Origin of the sequence: Lederbergia panacisoli, assembly GCF_024626525.1 — a bacterium.
Lineage (GTDB): Bacteria > Bacillota > Bacilli > Bacillales > Bacillaceae_C > Lederbergia > Lederbergia panacisoli.
On the sequence record NZ_JANJGU010000008.1, the window covers coordinates 66,670 to 84,095 of the forward strand.

At 37.6% G+C, this 17,426-nt stretch carries 17 protein-coding genes and 1 riboswitch; of the genes, 12 read left to right on the top strand and 5 right to left on the bottom strand.

The features are described from left to right. Positions 1 to 82 precede the first annotated feature (82 nt). From cls to NQ185_RS12285, 6 genes are all read left to right on the top strand, one after another. Positions 83 to 1,537 (top strand): cardiolipin synthase, encoded by a 1,455-nt coding sequence (gene cls, locus NQ185_RS12260; protein WP_257582129.1) that lies wholly within the window; start codon positions 83 to 85, stop codon positions 1,535 to 1,537. 19 nt (positions 1,538 to 1,556) lie between these two features. Then, positions 1,557 to 2,171, top strand: coding sequence for a hypothetical protein (locus NQ185_RS12265; protein WP_257582131.1), 615 nt, complete (start codon positions 1,557 to 1,559; stop codon positions 2,169 to 2,171). Beyond that, entirely contained in the window at positions 2,164 to 2,772 is a 609-nt protein-coding gene (locus NQ185_RS12270; protein WP_257582133.1) for a redoxin domain-containing protein, read from the top strand. The genes NQ185_RS12265 and NQ185_RS12270 overlap by 8 nt, the downstream gene beginning before the upstream one ends. Positions 2,773 to 2,873: 101 nt before the next feature. Beyond that, positions 2,874 to 2,987, top strand: a riboswitch (SAM riboswitch). A 78-nt stretch (positions 2,988 to 3,065) separates the two neighbouring features. Further along, a complete protein-coding gene (locus NQ185_RS12275; protein WP_257582134.1) occupies positions 3,066 to 4,364 on the top strand; it encodes an O-acetylhomoserine aminocarboxypropyltransferase/cysteine synthase family protein in 1,299 nt (432 codons plus the stop codon). A gap of 536 nt (positions 4,365 to 4,900) precedes the next feature. Beyond that, entirely contained in the window at positions 4,901 to 6,352 is a 1,452-nt protein-coding gene (locus NQ185_RS12280; protein WP_257582136.1) for a S41 family peptidase, read from the top strand. 116 nt (positions 6,353 to 6,468) lie between these two features. Beyond that, positions 6,469 to 7,668 carry a PDZ domain-containing protein gene (locus tag NQ185_RS12285; protein ID WP_257582138.1) on the top strand — a complete coding sequence of 400 codons (1,200 nt, stop codon included), beginning with the start codon at positions 6,469 to 6,471 and terminating at the stop codon, positions 7,666 to 7,668. A 52-nt stretch (positions 7,669 to 7,720) separates the two neighbouring features. On the opposite strand, the gene NQ185_RS12290 is transcribed toward NQ185_RS12285, so the two are convergent. From NQ185_RS12290 to NQ185_RS12300, 3 genes are read right to left on the bottom strand one after another with little or no spacing between them, the layout of a single operon-like run. Then, positions 7,721 to 8,839 carry a Ger(x)C family spore germination protein gene (locus NQ185_RS12290; protein ID WP_257582139.1) on the bottom strand — a complete coding sequence of 373 codons (1,119 nt, stop codon included), beginning with the start codon at positions 8,837 to 8,839 and terminating at the stop codon, positions 7,721 to 7,723. Continuing rightward, on the bottom strand, positions 8,839 to 9,930 hold the full coding sequence (locus NQ185_RS12295; protein ID WP_257582140.1) for a GerAB/ArcD/ProY family transporter: 1,092 nt from the start codon (positions 9,928 to 9,930) through the stop codon (positions 8,839 to 8,841). The genes NQ185_RS12290 and NQ185_RS12295 overlap by 1 nt, the downstream gene beginning before the upstream one ends. Then, complete coding sequence (locus NQ185_RS12300; protein ID WP_257582141.1) at positions 9,920 to 11,407, bottom strand: spore germination protein; 1,488 nt, start codon at positions 11,405 to 11,407, stop codon at positions 9,920 to 9,922. The genes NQ185_RS12295 and NQ185_RS12300 overlap by 11 nt, the downstream gene beginning before the upstream one ends. Before the next feature lie 190 nt (positions 11,408 to 11,597). Between NQ185_RS12300 and NQ185_RS12305 the strand changes: the two genes are divergently transcribed. Next, on the top strand, positions 11,598 to 12,260 hold the full coding sequence (locus NQ185_RS12305; RefSeq protein WP_257582143.1) for a DsbA family protein: 663 nt from the start codon (positions 11,598 to 11,600) through the stop codon (positions 12,258 to 12,260). 1 nt (position 12,261) lies between these two features. Further along, positions 12,262 to 12,684 carry a disulfide oxidoreductase gene (locus tag NQ185_RS12310; protein ID WP_257582233.1) on the top strand — a complete coding sequence of 141 codons (423 nt, stop codon included), beginning with the start codon at positions 12,262 to 12,264 and terminating at the stop codon, positions 12,682 to 12,684. Between the two features lie 55 nt (positions 12,685 to 12,739). Here NQ185_RS12310 and NQ185_RS12315 read toward each other — a convergent pair whose 3' ends face one another. Next, complete coding sequence (locus tag NQ185_RS12315; RefSeq protein WP_257582144.1) at positions 12,740 to 12,949, bottom strand: hypothetical protein; 210 nt, start codon at positions 12,947 to 12,949, stop codon at positions 12,740 to 12,742. 150 nt (positions 12,950 to 13,099) lie between these two features. On the opposite strand from NQ185_RS12315, the gene NQ185_RS12320 reads away from it, so the two are divergent. The 3 genes from NQ185_RS12320 to NQ185_RS12330 all read left to right on the top strand — a co-directional run bounded on the left by NQ185_RS12320 (position 13,100) and on the right by NQ185_RS12330 (position 16,152). Continuing rightward, positions 13,100 to 13,435: a metal-sensitive transcriptional regulator gene (locus NQ185_RS12320; RefSeq protein ID WP_307000888.1), complete on the top strand. Its 336-nt coding sequence runs from the start codon at positions 13,100 to 13,102 to the stop codon at positions 13,433 to 13,435. Positions 13,436 to 13,450: 15 nt separating this feature from the next. Further along, positions 13,451 to 13,660: a copper chaperone CopZ gene (gene copZ / locus NQ185_RS12325; protein ID WP_257582145.1), complete on the top strand. Its 210-nt coding sequence runs from the start codon at positions 13,451 to 13,453 to the stop codon at positions 13,658 to 13,660. 74 nt (positions 13,661 to 13,734) lie between these two features. Next, complete coding sequence (locus NQ185_RS12330; RefSeq protein WP_257582146.1) at positions 13,735 to 16,152, top strand: heavy metal translocating P-type ATPase; 2,418 nt, start codon at positions 13,735 to 13,737, stop codon at positions 16,150 to 16,152. 57 nt (positions 16,153 to 16,209) lie between these two features. Here the strand turns inward: NQ185_RS12330 and fdxA are convergent, their stop codons facing one another. Further along, positions 16,210 to 16,452, bottom strand: a complete 243-nt coding sequence (fdxA, locus tag NQ185_RS12335; RefSeq protein WP_257582147.1) for a 4Fe-4S ferredoxin — start codon at positions 16,450 to 16,452, stop codon at positions 16,210 to 16,212. A gap of 271 nt (positions 16,453 to 16,723) precedes the next feature. Between fdxA and NQ185_RS12340 the strand changes: the two genes are divergently transcribed. Then, positions 16,724 to 17,425 carry a response regulator transcription factor gene (locus NQ185_RS12340; protein ID WP_257582235.1) on the top strand — a complete coding sequence of 234 codons (702 nt, stop codon included), beginning with the start codon at positions 16,724 to 16,726 and terminating at the stop codon, positions 17,423 to 17,425. The last annotated feature ends 1 nt before the right edge of the window (position 17,426 follow it).

Here is a 17,426-nt window from a genome sequence, read left to right on the forward strand (position 1 = left end):
GGTTCATATAGTACTTTCAAATTGGTAAATATGCTAAAATATAGGAAATTAATAAAAGATTAGATAATGCGAGGGGCTTTTTATGACGATTACGTCAATTATGGCGGTTTTATTAAGCATTTTCCTGCTTTTAAATATTGTTTTGGCTGGTTTTGTCGTATTTCTCGAAAGACGGGATGCAGGGGCAACATGGGCTTGGCTACTAGTATTATTTTTCGTTCCGGTAGCGGGTTTCGTTCTATATTTGATTTTTGGACAAAATTTAAGCCGTAAGAAAATTTTTGAGTGGAGAGACAAAAACAAGATCGGCATAATGGAAATTACAAAATATCAAATTGAACTGCTGCAAAAAGGGGAGTTTCTATTCAATGATAATAGAACTTCTCAATATAAAGACTTGATTTATATGTTGCTTGTTAATGATAGAGCCGTACTCACACAAGATAATCACGTAGACATTTTTACTGACGGCGATCATAAATTTCGTTCTCTTTTAAATGATATTATTTCCGCAAAGGATCATATCCACATCGTGTATTATATCGTTCGTAATGATAGATTAGGCAAGGAATTACTAGATACACTCACGAAAAAGGCGAAAGAGGGAGTTGAAGTAAAGTTTCTATACGATGCGATGGGATCAAGGCGTCTTCCTCGCAAGTTTTTCAAACCTCTCATTGAAGCTGGAGGGAAAGTGAGTGCATTCTTTCCAGCCATTTTGCCGCATCTTAATCTACAAGTTAACTTCCGGAATCATCGCAAGCTAGTTATTATTGATGGAGAAATTGGTTATACCGGCGGGTTCAATATTGGAGATGAATATTTAGGGTTAAATAAAAAATTTGGCTATTGGCGTGATACGCACTTAAAGATTTGTGGGAAAGCCGTATATGCGATGCAGACACGGTTTATTCTAGATTGGAATCAAGCCTCTTCTACGAAAGTAAGCTATGAGGATAGGTTTTTTCCTGAGATTGATGCTGTAGGGGATACGGATGTGCAAATTGTTTCAAGCGGGCCGGATTCCGAGTGGGAACAGATTAAATATGGAATGTTAAAATTAATCACCTCAGCGAAAAAATATATATTTATTCAAACACCTTATTTCATCCCAGATGCGAGTGTGCTTGATGCGATAAAAATTGCAGCCTTATCTGGTGTGGATGTACGATTAATGATCCCAAACAAACCTGATCACGCATTTGTGTATTGGGCAACATTGTCCAATGTAGGGGAATTGTTAAAGACGGGGGCAAAAGTGTATATATATGAAAATGGGTTTATCCATGCAAAAACGATGGTGGCAGATGGGAAAATTGCTACTGTCGGAACAGCAAATATTGATGTACGCAGCTTTAAATTAAATTTTGAGGTTAATGCATTTTTATACGATGAAATATTAGTGAAGAAGCTAGTCGATATTTATCATAACGACATCACACATTCACGGGAATTAACTATGGAAGAATATCAAAATCGATCACTGCTTATTCGGTTTAAAGAATCTCTTTCACGGCTTCTGTCCCCGATTCTGTAATGAAATGAGTTGAATCCGTTTGACTTGGTATACAATTGGAACATTATCTTTTCCGGCCACATGGGTTTCGATCATAGCCGCTTTTTTAATAACAGGGGCATTTTTATATATTAGAAAAATGAAAGATACTGCTAATTGGTATGGGAATGTCGTCTTTATTTTTATCATGACTTGGAAATTCAGTGTCGTTCTTTTTCAATTTAACATGATCGTGTCGAATCCACTTTCCATTCTTTATTTTAACGGAGGAATGAAGGGGTATTGGCTTGGAGTAGCGGCAGCCATTGTGTATACATACTTTTATATGAAGCATAATGAAGTGAAAATAGGGCAGTTTATCCAGGCTTGGCTGCTTTTTATCGTTATATATGAGATTGTTTCTGCATATGTTTCACATGAAGCTCGTACTTGGCTTCTTATTCGTTTGATAATCGGTATTCTAGTCATCATATTGTCCTTTTTAAAGGAAAAACAATGGATTTGGCAACTTCAAATTATGATATTATTTATTGGAGTATTAGCAGTTCTTTATTCCTTAACAAATCAATTGCTATCATTGCCTTTGACTACATTCGTTATCATTGCAATTTCATTGAGCCTACTATTAAAAATAAGGAGGCTGGACATTGACTAAAAAAATCTTTGGTTTATCTCTAGTTGCTATTTTAGCAGGTATTTTAATTGTAAATATTGTGCAAGACGCTCGGGAGAAGAAAAGCAATACAGTAGAGCAAGAAACGTACTATATTGATTCCTCTGATGAGGATGGAAATGCAAGTGTGTTTAATAATGAAGGAGTGACTGAAGGGGATATTCCTCCCGATTTTGAACTCATGACGCTCGCTGGCGATAAAATTAGGCTTTCAGATTTTAATGGAAAAAAAGTGATATTGAACTTTTGGGCAACATGGTGTCCTCCATGTAGGGCAGAGATGCCGCATATGGAGAACTTTTATAAAAAGAATGCTGAGAAATTGAATGTAGAAATTATTGCGGTTAATTTAACTGCCGCTGAACGTGGCGGGAATGGACCGGAAAAGGTCAAGAAATTCATAGAGGAATACGGGCTTACATTTCATGTCCCATTAGATGAGACGGGTGAAGTGGGCGATAAGTATAGGATTATTCCGATTCCTACAAGTTTTTTGATTGATACGAATGGAATCATTAAACAGAAAATTTTAGGACCTATGGATGAAGAAATGATGGAGAAGCTAGTAAAGGATTTAAAGTAATTAATCATTTGTATTGAAAAATGTATTGACATGTTGAATAACCTTCATATATACTAGTTTTCAAGAGTTTCAAGAAAATTTAAAAATGAATATGTATATTACTCTTATCAAGAGCGGCGGAGGGAATAGGCCCTACGATGCCCGGCAACCTTCAGGTATTAATATCTGAAAAGGTGCTAATTCCTACGGATCAATGATGATCTGGTAGATAAGGGGAGGAAACTGATAATAAGCCCTCTTCTTATAGAAGAGGGTTTTTAGTTTTAGAATTTATTACTTAGGAGGATGGAAAAATGAGTCAAGAAAATTACAAACAAGAAACGGTTTTACTTCACGGTGGTCAAGTACCTGATGAGACAGGGGCACGTGCAGTTCCAGTTTATAGAACGACTTCATATGTTTTTGAAAATACAGAGCACGCACAAAAATTATTTGGTTTAGAAGTGGCTGGTAATATTTATTCCCGTATTATGAACCCGACTGTAGATGTATTTGAAAAGCGCGTTGCCGAACTTGAGGGCGGAACAGCCGCTGTTGCTTTATCTTCTGGAATGGCTGCTATTGCATTTTCAATCTTGAATATTGCACGAGCAGGCGATGAAATTGTTGCTGCTACTGACCTTTATGGCGGTACGTTTAATTTGTTTGCAGTTTCACTTCCGAGATACGGAATTAATGTGAAATTTGTTGATCCTAAAGATCCAGAGAATTTTAGAAAAGCCATTACTCCTAAAACAAAAGCACTTTTCGCTGAAGTAATTGGAAATCCAAGCCTTCATATATTAGATGTTGAAGCTGTTGCTAATATAGCCCATGAAAATAGCATCCCTTTAATTGTTGATAGCACGTTTGCGACTCCTGTTTTAAGTAGACCAATCGAGTGGGGAGCGGATATCGTTGTCCATTCAGCTACTAAATGGATTGGCGGTCACGGAACTGCCATTGGTGGAGTTGTTGTAGACAGTGGTAAATTTGACTGGAATAATGAGAAATTCCCTGACTTTATTGAGCCGGATCATACGTATCATGGAATCCGCTATGGGATTGATGTTCCGGGAGCGGCATTCGCTACAAAGTTAAGAGTTCAGCTGCTTCGTGATTTCGGACCTTGCCTAAGCCCAGATAACGCTTTTATTTTCTTACAAGGCTTAGAAACTCTACATCTTCGTATGGAAAAACATATTGCAAATACAAAAGCAGTTGCGAAATACTTACAGGAACATGATGCAGTTGAGTGGGTGTCCTACCCGGGATTGGAAGACCATCCATCCTATGAGCTTTCGAAAAAGTACTTCCCTAAAGGGGCGGGTGCGATTATCGTCTTCGGTATTAAAGGCGGACGTGAAGCGGGCAGAGCAACAATTGATAACGTGAAGTTATTCTCACATGTTGCCAACGTAGGAGACGCAAAATCATTGATTATTCACCCAGCGTCCACAACGCATCAACAGTTAAGTGCTGAAGAATTGAAATTGACAGGAGTAACAGAAGAATTAATTCGTTTGGCAGTTGGCCTTGAAGCGATTGAAGACATCACCGCCGACCTAGGGCAAGCGATAGAAAAAGCGGTAGCAGCAACTTCTGTAAAATAAGTGAGTGAATGAAAAGGAGAGGCCTGGGAACTTGTTTCCTAGGTCTTTTCTTTTTAGTGAAGGAAAGGCAGCATCAAAAAAACCATAATTTGAATCTGAATCCTCGCCTGATTCGGAGCGAATATCCTGAAAACCATAATATGAGAACGAATCCGTACCTGATTCGCCCGGAAAATCCCCAAACTCATAATTTGAGAACGAATCCGTGCCTGATTCGACCGGAAAATCCCCAAACTCATAATTTGAGAACGAATTCATGCCTGATTCGAACCGAAAACAGCAAATATCCAAAGTTGAACCGAATTCAAATTAGTGTAAAATGCTTATCTTTTAGAAATTATGTATTAATATCAAGTTATTGGTTTACATTCTTAAAGCAACTTTTATCCATGTTTTTAAGGATACTAACCACACTATTCTATTCCTATCCCATTTACACAAGTTTCTTCACATAACTTGTCCTTTTTCCGCATAGGATGTATGGAAAACTCTTGAAAATGCAATATCATTTGCATGAGCGGCAGAGGAGGAAAAACATGAAGAATAGGTGGCTGGTCATCATTTCAATCTGCTCTTTATTATTGGGGGCGGGTGGTACATATGCTTCTTTTTTATGGATATTGCCGCCGGGAACGATGGACTTTAGCAAGGAAAAGGTTGGATCGGAACAACAGGCTACGACTGAGAGGGAAAGGATTTCTGGTTTGGAGAAAGTGGCGGATGCATTTGATTTGATTCGAAAGTCTTACGTGGAAGATGTGAGTGATGGCCAACTTATACAAGGGGCTATCCAAGGAATGGTTGGAACCTTGCAAGATCCGTACTCCGTTTATATGGATGAAGAGGCATCAGAACGATTTAATGATAGCTTTGACTCTTCGTTTGACGGAATTGGCGCACAGATTGCGATTCAGGAAGGAAAGCTTATCATCATTTCACCCATAAAAAATTCGCCGGCTGAAAAAGCTGGGCTGAAAGCAAGAGACCGTATCATCAGTATCGATGGTGAAACAGTAGAGGGGCTTGACTTATTTGAAGCATCAAAGAGAATTCGTGGCAAAAAAGGATCTGTTGTCAAGCTTGAGATTGCCAGAAGTGAATTGACCAAACCACTAACGATAGAGATAATGAGGGACAAAGTACCTGTTCTAACTGTCTTTTCTGATATGAAAAAAAATGCCGAGAAAAATATTGGCTATATACAAATTACTACTTTTGCGCAACATACAGCAAAAGATTTTACAACAGAACTGAGGAAGCTTGAGGAACAGAATTTAAAAGGGCTTATTATTGATGTGCGTGGAAATCCAGGTGGAATGCTTTCAAGTGTTGAGGATATTTTGTTTCAAATTGTGACTGATTCCAAACCTTATGTACAAATTGAGGAACGTTCAGGGAAAAGAAATCCATTATATACTAGTCTTAAAAAGAAACTACCCTATCCGATTACGCTACTTGTAGATGAAGGGAGTGCTTCGGCTTCTGAAATTCTAGCAGGAGCTTTGAGTGAAATCGAAGGATACACGCTAGTTGGAAAGAAAACCTTTGGGAAAGGAACGGTTCAGCAGGCATTGCCTTTAGACGACCATAGTAATATTAAATTGACGATGTTTAAATGGTTAACACCTGATGGAAATTGGATCCATGGAAAAGGAATAAAACCAACGATTGAAGTGGAGCAGCCAGCTTATTTTCATGCTCATTCATTACAATTAGATGAAACGCTCGCTTTGGATATGAATAATGAGAATGTAACGATTGCTCAAGAGATGCTTTTAGCGTTAGGCTTCGGATCTGGCAGACAAGATGGTTATTTTGATGAGCAAACTGAAAGGGCAGTTAAAGCCTTCCAATCTATTAAAAAGATGCCTGTTACGGGTCGAATTGATGTAGAAACGGCTGTAAAATTAGAGGAAGAAATCGTAAAAGCGATTCAGGATGAAAAAAATGATTTACAATTACAAGTGGCATTAAAAACTTTTCGATAATAGTAATTAATAATTTTTCATAAAGGCGGATTAGCCTTTATTTTTTTTCCTTTTTTCAGGAAAGTTCTGATAGAATAGAATGTAAGAGTATTTTTTCGGAAAAAGGATGTGGCAATATGGCAGAAATGTGGTTGCTTGAAATCGCAAAGGGAATCGGTAGATTGTTTCTTCATCCTATTCTTTACTTCTCGTTGCTGCTTGCTTTAACTGCGGGGTATCTCCGTGTTAAACGGGAGCGTCGGGATTTCCATGTGAGGGTGAATCGTCTTTTTCATGAATTGCGATATTTATTTCCAGCAGGTATTGCTGCAGGACTCATAGTATCAATATTGTTTGTTTTAGTTGGTCTTACTTTACCATTTCCTTTTATTGCGGCCATTGCCATTACGACATTATTATTAGGTTTGGCAGGGAATGCAAGGTTATTATCTCCAGCTTTAACTATTGGACTGGCTTTGTTGGTAGTATTTGCAGTCCATTATTTCAGTTTGGAAATTCCCTATTTTGAAAATACCTTTAAATCGATTGATTCCAGCTTCTTTATGGGGGCTGCCATATTACTAGGTATTCTTATCATGACAGAAGGAACGCTCATGTTAAAAAACGGTCTTAAAGACGTATCTCCTAAACTTCGGCAAAGCAGAAGAGGATTGACGGTAGGAGCACTCCAGACGAAAAGACTATGGCTATTGCCAGTTTTTCTTTTCCTTCCTGTTGGCCCAATCAGCGCACCATTCGAATGGTGGCCAGTCATCCATTGGGGAACTGAAAGTTATTCTATTATTTTAGTTCCATTTTTAATGGGCTTCCAGCAGCAGATTCAAACGACATTACCTGGAAATGTCGTAAAAAGATTAGGAAAACAAGTATTAAGTCTCGGTGTTTTGATTACTGCTATTTCTGCTACAAGCTTCTTATTGCCAAACTATATTCCAGCAATTGCAGCAACGGCAGCTGTACTCGGAAGGCTAATTATTGCCTACCTTCACAGAGTGCGTGAAGGCTCCGCTTTATATTATTTTACACCTAGAAATAGCGGCATCATGGTGCTGGATGTACTCCCAGGATCTCCTGCTTCTAAAATGGGATTAAAAAAGGGAGAAATTATCCAAACATGCAATAATATGAAAGTACGTAATAAAACAGATTTATATAAAGCTTTATTAAAAAACCGTGCCTATTGCAAGCTTGAAGTGTTCGATAAAAATGGTGAGATTCGTCTTGTACAACGTGCTCTTTACGAAGGGGATCACCATGAGCTTGGTATTTTGTTTATCGAAAAGAGAGAGATGCAAAAATCTGCAAAAGCTATGTAATGACGGAAAAATCCTAATTCAGTAGAATTGGGATTTTTTCGTAAAAAAACTCTTAATTTATTAGCCCTTGCTGGACAATCTCCGTATTTATTTCCGCATGAATCGGTATATCCTGGTAGATTTTTTTCCATTCCAATGACTTCCAAGTTTGATAATGGTGTGCTTTTATTCTTTCACCTACTCCGAGCCCATCACAATTCGCTTCCTGCATTTTCTTAATCGTTTTTTCGGCAAGCTGATTTAAGTGTTTCTCCACTTTTTTATTGAGATCTTCAACTTTAGTTTTTTTAAATAAATGATCCGGCGGGTACTCTTCTACTGCCAATTTTAAATTCACTTTTACTGTTGCTTGTATCTTTCCATTATTGTCCTGAATGTTAATTTTCCTTTTAATATTTTGTACTTGGATACTTACGAAGTTATTTAGTTCCTTTTTGTCGTTATTGCTAATTTTTAAATTGAACGGTAAGTTTTTCAATTTATTATCTGATAGAACGAGAAACATGCTAGACTCCATTAATCCTAATACCCCCGAGAATTTATCATCATCGAACAGGGCCAATCCGATCACTTTCGCTTTATTTTCTTCTTTCTTTATTGTCAAATATGGTACAGCAAAATCTTTCCCTTCTGATAAAATGATTGGAAAAACTTCTTGCACATTCTCGTTTTTTGTAATTCCGCCTTGTTCAGATGTATGAAGCAGTTCGGCGTAATAATCGCTGATTGTCATTGCTTCACGCACCTTAATGGATAGCCCTTCCTGGGCATTTTCTTTAACAATCGCTATTTTAGCATTTAGCGGACCTCTTAAATCTCGGTATGTAGAATCTAATATGGGAAAAATGCCTTGAGAAGCTAACTTTTTCCCTAATAATATGACTTTCACTTTAGATAAATCGAATTTCTCGGGAACTTTTCGCTCCATATGAACTTCAGCATCCCGTGCCGAGGATCCCATTGAAGATAAAACTTCACTTCGTTGGGGGGCAGAGTTATGAGTAGGTCCACCGGACGAAGCGAGAGGGTGGGCAATCGTTGCCATGATTCCGTTATCCATTTTGTCATAACCGATGGCCAATATTAAACTATTATCCCTTAAAAGGCGTTGATCCCAACAACCAGCAAGAATGATTGCTACAATAGGAACCCAAAGGAGAATTCGCCCCATTAATTGTCCCTCCGCTCTTTTTTCTTAAAAATCAAGGATATTAATAGGAAAATGACGGGAAAGGCAAAGGCGAAGTAGGTGACAAGATGACTATCGATCTTCCCCAATGCCTCAATTTCAAATTTTCCTTTTGGTATAAATGCAATGATAAAGCAAGCAATTGCTGATAGAAAAACAAAAAGTTTATGACTTTTTGCATTCACGATTGTAGAAAGGCCGATGGAAGAAGCAAATAAAAGACTCATAATCGTTGTGGCAACTAAAACAATCCATAGCGAAGTAAAAATTAAATCCGGTCTCTCGATGATTTTAAATGCAAATGATTTGATTAAGTATAAAACTGGTTCCGGAATAAGTTCTAATTCTTTAGGACTAAAAAACAGTAAACAGATCAAAGTGATAAAAGTATAAAAAAGTGTTACAAAAACATTAGCTACAGTTGCTGCTTTTAGTACACTTTTTTGGTCCGCTTGGACAAATGGAAATAATACTAATAATAACTCAAATCCTTGAAAGGAGGGAAAACCCGCTTTTATTCCTTTTAAAATATGAAGAAATCCATTACTTCCGATAGGAAGGATGTACGTATAATTGGCGAATTTTAATGAATAGGCCGATAAACTGATAAACACAATTAACGGAAGTGTTGCAAGTAAAAGAAACCGAGCGATGATTTGAAGGTTTTCGATTACAAGATAAATCACGGTCAGAATCATTAGTAGTAAAATTAACCATTGGGGTGTCAATGGGAGCATCCAAACTTTTAAAGTAAATGCAAATTTCGCCAAAACCATCCCGGCAACAATAAGAAAATAGCAACAATATAATAAAGAGATGATTTTGCCAATAAATTTTCCAAAAAGACTTTGAAGCACCATATAAAGGTTTTGAGTTGGGAAGCGACGCATTAATGCCCAAATTAAGAAGATCATCACCTGAAGCAGGACACCAGTGATTAATATAGAGATCCAACTATCTCCATCTGCTTTAAGGAACATTACATAAGGTAAAGAGACGATTCCTACTCCAATTTGAGCATGAATTAAAATGATTGTTAGCTGAAATTGGGAAATCTGATGCTTACTTTTCATTTTTATCCCATTCCCTTGAACGCCTTTGCTTTACTAACTTTTGAGGCTTAATGTTTTTTGGTCGTTTGTTTAGCATCCAAATAGGAAAACGGACGATGGAGTCCTTTAAATTCGGAACCTTCAATGGTGCAAACGGTGCAAGATAAGGTGTTCCTAAAGATTCCAATTTACATAGATGGATAATAATAATCATTAAGCAAAAAATGATTCCGACAAATCCAAGTGTTGCCGCGGCTATCATGATTGGCAATGATAAAAGCCGTGCGGTGTTGCTCATCTCATAAGAAGGAATCGTGAAAGACATAATAGCTGTTAATGCAATGACAATGACCATTACATTAGATACCAGTCCCGCGTTCACAACCGATTCTCCAATAATTAATCCTCCCACTATACCGATCGTTTGGCCAATCGGCGATGGAAGCCTTATCCCAGCTTCTCTAATTAATTCAATCGTAACCGCCATAATCAAAGCTTCAATAAAAGGCGGAAAAGGAATGTTTTCAATAGAACTTTTCACGACGGTAATAACATCATTCGGAATCAGCTCAAAATGAAAACTAATAATAGCAATATAAATAGAAGGCAGCGTAATGGCCCCCCAAAAACTAAAAAACCTAAGTAAGCGAAACATCGAACCTGCATAAAATCTAATATTAAAATCGTCTGGAGATTGGAAAAATGCAAAAAAGGATACAGGCATAATCGATACGTCAGAAGTACCCTCTGAAAATATTGCAACTCTTCCCTCCATTAAATGGGCTTCTACACGATCAGGTCTTTCCGTATATAAAATTTGTTGAAAAGGGGATATAGGTCTATCCTCAATAAATTCTTCAATATAACCGGGGCTAAAAATCATATCGGATGAGATGGAATTAATCCTTTTTTTCAATTCATCGACCAGAGTTGGGTTTGCAATTTCTTCCATATAGACTATCGCAACTCGTGTATTAGTTTCCCAACCAAGTTCGAAGTATTCAATTTTTAAATGGCGGTTTTGAATGCGCATTCTAACCAAATTTAAATTAATATTGAGATGACCTACAAACCCTTCATGGGACCCCCTAACAACTTTTTCATTTTCAGGTTCCTCCGGAGAGCGAGAATGGCTTTGTAAAGTGTTTAATATATAAATTTCTGTCCCGTTTTCCAAGAAGAGTATGCTATTTCCTTTAAGAAGTGCAGTAACTGCGATATTCATGTTGCTTGATTTTGCAAATTGAGCGCTTGTGACGATATCATCTATTTTTTGACCTATATTCGCCTGTGTAAGTGGGATAAGGATGCTGCGCTGAAGCTCCTCGGAATTCACCATTGTCTCCAAGTAGATAATAACACCGGGAATACCATTAAAATGGATAGTACGTGTTTTTAGATCGTCAGTATTATGTAAAGCGTCATTAAAATAATGGACATTTTCATCAATACTCGGAAAAATTACATCACTTCTATTTCTGTTTTTGAAAAAAGACATAGCCTTTCTCAACTCGTCTCGTTAATAAAATATGAATCTGCATCTTGTTTTACTTATGTAAAAAGAGCCTTAAACAAAGTATCTGTCATTTATTTCTTTCCTATTCAAATACAATTCTAATTTATTTACATACCGCTAAGGGGTATGATACGATTATTGACATTAACGTTAAATTACGAAGAGGTGCACTATGAATAATAAAAAAATTGTTATGATGACGGTTGTAATTTTTGCCATAATCATAGCGCTTGTATTAGTTTTTAGTAATAAAGATAAAAGCCAGGACCAAGCAAAGGTCAATCTTAATAAGTTAGAAAATCAACCGATGATAGGTAATGAACATGCACCTGTTTCAATCGTTGAGTTCGGTGATTATAAATGTCCATCTTGTAAAGCTTGGGGAGAAAAAGTATTTCCACAGCTAAAAGAAGAGTTTATTGATTCTGGAAAAGCTAATCTTACATATATAAATGTACTTTTTCACGGGAAAGAATCAGTCCTTGCAGCCCTTGCGTCAGAATCTGTTTTCAAGCAAGATCCGGATAGCTTTTGGGCTTTTCATAAAGGCCTTTTCGATGCTCAACCTGCTAGTCAAAATCACGATGAACAATGGGTAACAACAGACACACTAGTGGAGATTGCCAAAGCGTATGCTCCTAATATTGACTTTGAAGAATATAAAAAAGACATCGATCAAGAAGGAACATTGGAAGAAGTGACAATTGATGATGAGCTTGTGAAAGAAGTAAATATCCAATACACTCCAACAATTGTCATAAATGGGGTTATGTTAAATGATCCATTTGATTATGAAGCGATAGCAGCAGAAATTGAAAAAGGTTTGGACAATTAAAATGAATGAGTCTAAATCATCCTTAACCTTATATTTTGCCTGGGTTGTTTCAGTAATTGCTACTTTGGGAAGTTTATATTTTAGTGAAATAAAAGGCTATGTTCCTTGCGAACTTTGCTGGTATCAAAGAATTTTTATGTATCCACTCACGATTATCCTTGGCATCGCTGCTTTTTATAATGAAAGATATATAAAAAAGTATATTCTGCCAGTATCCTTGATTGGCGGCTCGATTTCTTTATATCATTATTTAGTTCAAAAAGTTCCAGGTTTTGCAGCAATCAAGCCATGTGTACAAGGTGTGCCTTGTAATGTGCAATATATTAATTGGTTCGGTTTTATAACAATTCCTTTTCTGGCGTTAACGGCTTTTACGTTGATTAGCGTATTCATGATTCTTATGTATAGAGAGGATCGCAAATAGAAAAGTAAAACGGAAGGTGATATAAATCACTTTCCGTTTCTATACTTGCACATGTTTAGTTTTCTTTTTCTCCATCAGCTTCAGTTACTTCTGCTGTTTCTTCAGGAGCCTCCATCGGTCTTCCCCAGAAAAATCCCCACGGATCTCGAGCGGGTGCTTCAGCTTCCCTTTCCCTATTATGCCGTTCTTCCACAACTTCAACGTTCTGGGCATGGATAATTAAATTTTCAACATGAATTTCTTTTGTTTTTTTCTCTTCAGACATTTCTACCCTCCTAGCTGTAACAATAATATTCGTTTTATCTTATTCAAAAGGGATATATGTGTATAGGCATTTTTGTTTTTAATTGATTAAAATTTTGTAGTTTGCATACGGTATGGGGGTATGTTATGATAAAGAAAAGGAGGAATGTTAATGGCTATGGAGATGGACCAAATCCCTGAGGAATCCTGCTGCGAATCCACTATGAATCGGAAAAGTCATCATTCTGAGCAAGTTAAGAAAAACTTAGTGACAAGGCTAAACCGAGTAGAAGGGCAAATTCGTGGAATAAAAGGTTTAATTGAAAAAGATACTTATTGTGATGATGTTATAACGCAAATTTCCGCCACCCAGGCAGCATTGAATAGTGTAGCGAAAATTTTGCTTGAAGGTCATATGAAAAATTGTGTCGTTGAAAGAATTCAAGAAGGAGATTTTGACGTCTTAGACGAATTCCTTATTACAATACAGAAGCTAATGAAAAAATAATAGGAGCTGATTATTATGGAAAATATTACATTAAAGGTTGAGGGAATGTCTTGCGGTCATTGCGTAAAAGCGGTAGAAGGAAGCGTTGGCAAACTTCAAGGCGTTTCAAATGTGAAAGTAAATCTTGAAGCTGGAACTGTCGCTGTAGAATTTAACAACAATGAAGTAAATGTTGACCAAATCAAGGAAACAATTGATGATCAAGGGTATGATGTAAAATCTTAAGGAACGTGCTTTCCATTGCACGCTTTCTTTTTACATAGACATATACCCCTTATAGGTATAAGGAGATTTAAAAAATGAAAAATGGTAATGTTTCAGAAAGCCAATTTCAAATAAGCGGTATGACGTGTGCCGCTTGTTCAAATCGAATTGAAAAAGGATTGAATAAGCTTGACGGTGTAAAGGATGCCAATGTAAATCTCGCTTTGGAAAAAGCGACGATTCATTATGATAAAGAGAAAATATCCTTGGAAGATATTCAGAAAAAGGTTCAAGACTTAGGGTATGATGTCGTAACTGAAAAAGTGGAATTAGTCATAACAGGCATGACGTGTGCCGCTTGTTCAAATCGAATTGAAAAAGGTTTGAAAAAAATGACAGGAGTTCTTGAAGCGAATGTAAATCTTGCGCTTGAAAAAGCGACAGTTGAATTTAATCCATCCGTATCATCTACAAAAGATATTACTAATCGAGTCGAACAACTAGGATACGGGGCAATTGTGAAAAATGATGAAGGTGATAAAGAAACGATTGATTATCGTGAAAGGGAAATTAAAAACCAGGAAAGAAAGTTCATTCTTTCTTTACTGCTGTCCCTCCCATTGCTGTGGACGATGGTATCGCATTTTAGCTTTACTTCTTTTATTTACGTGCCAAAAATGTTAATGAATCCTTGGGTGCAAATGGCGCTTGCGACACCCGTGCAATTTTATATCGGAAAACAATTTTATGTGGGCGCCTATAAGGCTTTGCGAAATCAAAGCGCAAATATGGATGTTCTTGTTGTACTAGGTACATCAGCTGCCTATTTTTATAGCGCATTTTTAGTAATACGCTCAATAGGGGCTCCTGGCCATTCGATTGATTTGTATTTTGAAACGAGTGCTGTTCTAATTACGTTAATCATCCTCGGGAAATTATTTGAGGCAAAAGCAAAGGGAAGGTCTTCGCAGGCGATTAAAAAGCTAATGGGTTTACAAGCGAAAACGGCAACGGTCGTTCGGCAAGATGCTATCCTCGATATTCCCCTTGAAGAAGTGATGGAGGGCGATATTTTACTCGTAAAACCCGGTGAAAAAGTTCCGGTCGATGGAATGATTATCGAAGGTCAGTCCGCTTTTGACGAATCAATGATTACGGGAGAAAGTGTGCCAGTTGATAAAAACGCCGGTGACTCTGTTATTGGCGCAACCATTAATAAAAATGGTTTTATAAAAATGCGGGCAACAAAAGTCGGGAAAGAGACGGCCCTTGCACAAATTATTAAAGTAGTAGAAGAAGCCCAAGGGTCAAAAGCTCCGATTCAACGATTGGCCGATCATATTTCTGGTATTTTCGTACCCATTGTAGTTGGGATTGCAGTTCTAACGTTTATCATTTGGTTTACAAGAGTTGCACCAGGAAATTTCCCTGAAGCTTTGGAAAAAATGATTGCGGTTCTTGTCATTGCTTGTCCTTGTGCTCTCGGGCTTGCCACACCGACTTCTATAATGGCTGGATCAGGAAGAGCTGCCGAATACGGAGTTTTATTTAAAGGCGGCGAGCATTTGGAAACGACACATAAAATTGATACTGTTATTTTGGATAAGACAGGAACAGTCACGAACGGAACTCCAATTTTAACAAATGTGTCTACACATCTTAATGAGACAGAATTTCTATCAATGATTGGATCAGCTGAACAGCAGTCTGAACATCCGTTGGCTGAAGCTATCGTGGACGGGATAAAAAGGAAAAAGATTCATTTAAAACGACCTTCCTCATTTGAAGCGATTCCCGGGTTTGGCATCAAAGCAGTTATTGATGGAAAAGAAATTCTTGTTGGAACAAGGCGTCTTATGAAAGAAAACAAGGTTGATATTAATGAAGCCATCGGTAAAATGGATCGTTATGAAAGTGAAGGGAAAACCGCCATGCTTGCATCCATTGATGGTATGTATGCGGGAATCGTTGCAGTTGCGGATACAATCAAGGATACTTCACGAGAAGCAGTCGAGCGTTTAAAAGAAATGAAAATTGAAGTTATTATGATGACGGGGGATAACAGTCGAACTGCACAGGCAATCGCAAAAGAGGTCGGCATCGATCACGTAATTGCTGAAGTGTTGCCGGAAGGAAAAGCGGAAGAAGTAAAAAAACTTCAAGAAGCCGGAAAAAAAGTTGCGATGGTTGGAGACGGGATCAATGATGCCCCGGCTCTGGCAATTGCTGATATTGGAATGGCAATCGGAACCGGGACAGATGTGGCGATGGAAGCCGCTGATATCACGCTCATCCGTGGTGACTTAAACAGCATTGCCGATTCCATTTATATGAGCCATAAAACTATTCGTAATATTAAACAAAACTTATTTTGGGCATTTGGCTATAATACATTAGGAATTCCAATCGCCGCAGTTGGATTTCTCGCTCCGTGGGTCGCTGGCGCAGCAATGGCATTCAGCTCGGTGTCTGTTGTTTTAAATGCATTGAGGCTGCAGAGGGTTAAGCTATAAAAAAAGACAAGGTTGGGAGATGGAATATCTTTCAACCTTGTCTTTCTATATGTGATCTTATTCCGCAGAAGCAAAAAATTCTTTCGCTTTTTGGATATAAATCTCATCTTCCGGAAGCAAATCTTCCTCGTGATATATCGCTTCAACTGGGCATACTGCTTGGCAAGCGCCACAGTCGATACATAGGTCAGGGTCGATAAAATACATATCTTTTCCTTCAAGAATACAATCAACAGGACAAACTTCGACGCATTCGCCAAACTTTTCCCCAAGACATGGTGCAGTTATAACGTATGACATAAAAAAACCACCTTTATAATATTATCTTTATGATAATTTCTCTGCTCACTGTAGAGAAATTTTCCAGTCTCACTTGGCTTGAATTAAGAACTAAAATTTAAAAGATTTAGCTCGATTCATCCTTAATAATAGCAAAATCACTAACTTATTTCAATTGTACGAAAAAATGAGCGAAAATACATTGTCAATTTTATGAAGATTGACAGTTCTCATCGAAAACCGTACATTTAAAATTAGAATGAACCTGCCCACAGAAAAAGAAGGAGGTTTGCTGGTGGAAAGAGTGCTTGTAGTTGATGATGAGCCTTCAATTGTGACGCTTTTGCGTTTTAATTTGGAGAAGGCTGGGTTTTCAGTAATGACTGCTGGAGATGGAAAGACTGGCCTGGAAATGGCTATGAAGGAGAAACCGGATTTTATTGTGCTAGATTTGATGCTTCCGGGAATGGATGGAATGGATGTTTGCAAAACATTAAGACAGGAAAAAGTAAGAACTCCTATTTTAATGCTAACGGCAAAGGATGATGAGTTCGATAAGGTGCTTGGACTCGAACTTGGTGCAGACGATTATTTGACGAAACCTTTTAGTCCGCGTGAAGTAATAGCTAGAGTGAAGGCAATTTTACGAAGGTCCAATATGAATGAGGTTTCAGAGACTATAACAAAAGACGAAGTGATAGAAATTGGCGAGCTTACCGTTTTCCCTGAAAAATATGAAGCTGTTCTTTCCGGTGAAAAGCTTGAGCTTACACCGAAAGAATTTGAACTTTTACTATACCTTGCCATTAATCAGGGGAAAGTATTAAGTCGCCATCAACTATTGGATGCGGTATGGAATTATGATTTTGCCGGCGACTCTCGTATCGTTGATGTCCATATTAGTCATTTGCGTGAGAAAATTGAGGTAGATACGAAGCAACCGGTTTATATTAAGACGATTCGCGGTTTCGGCTATAAATTGGAGAAGCCATAAA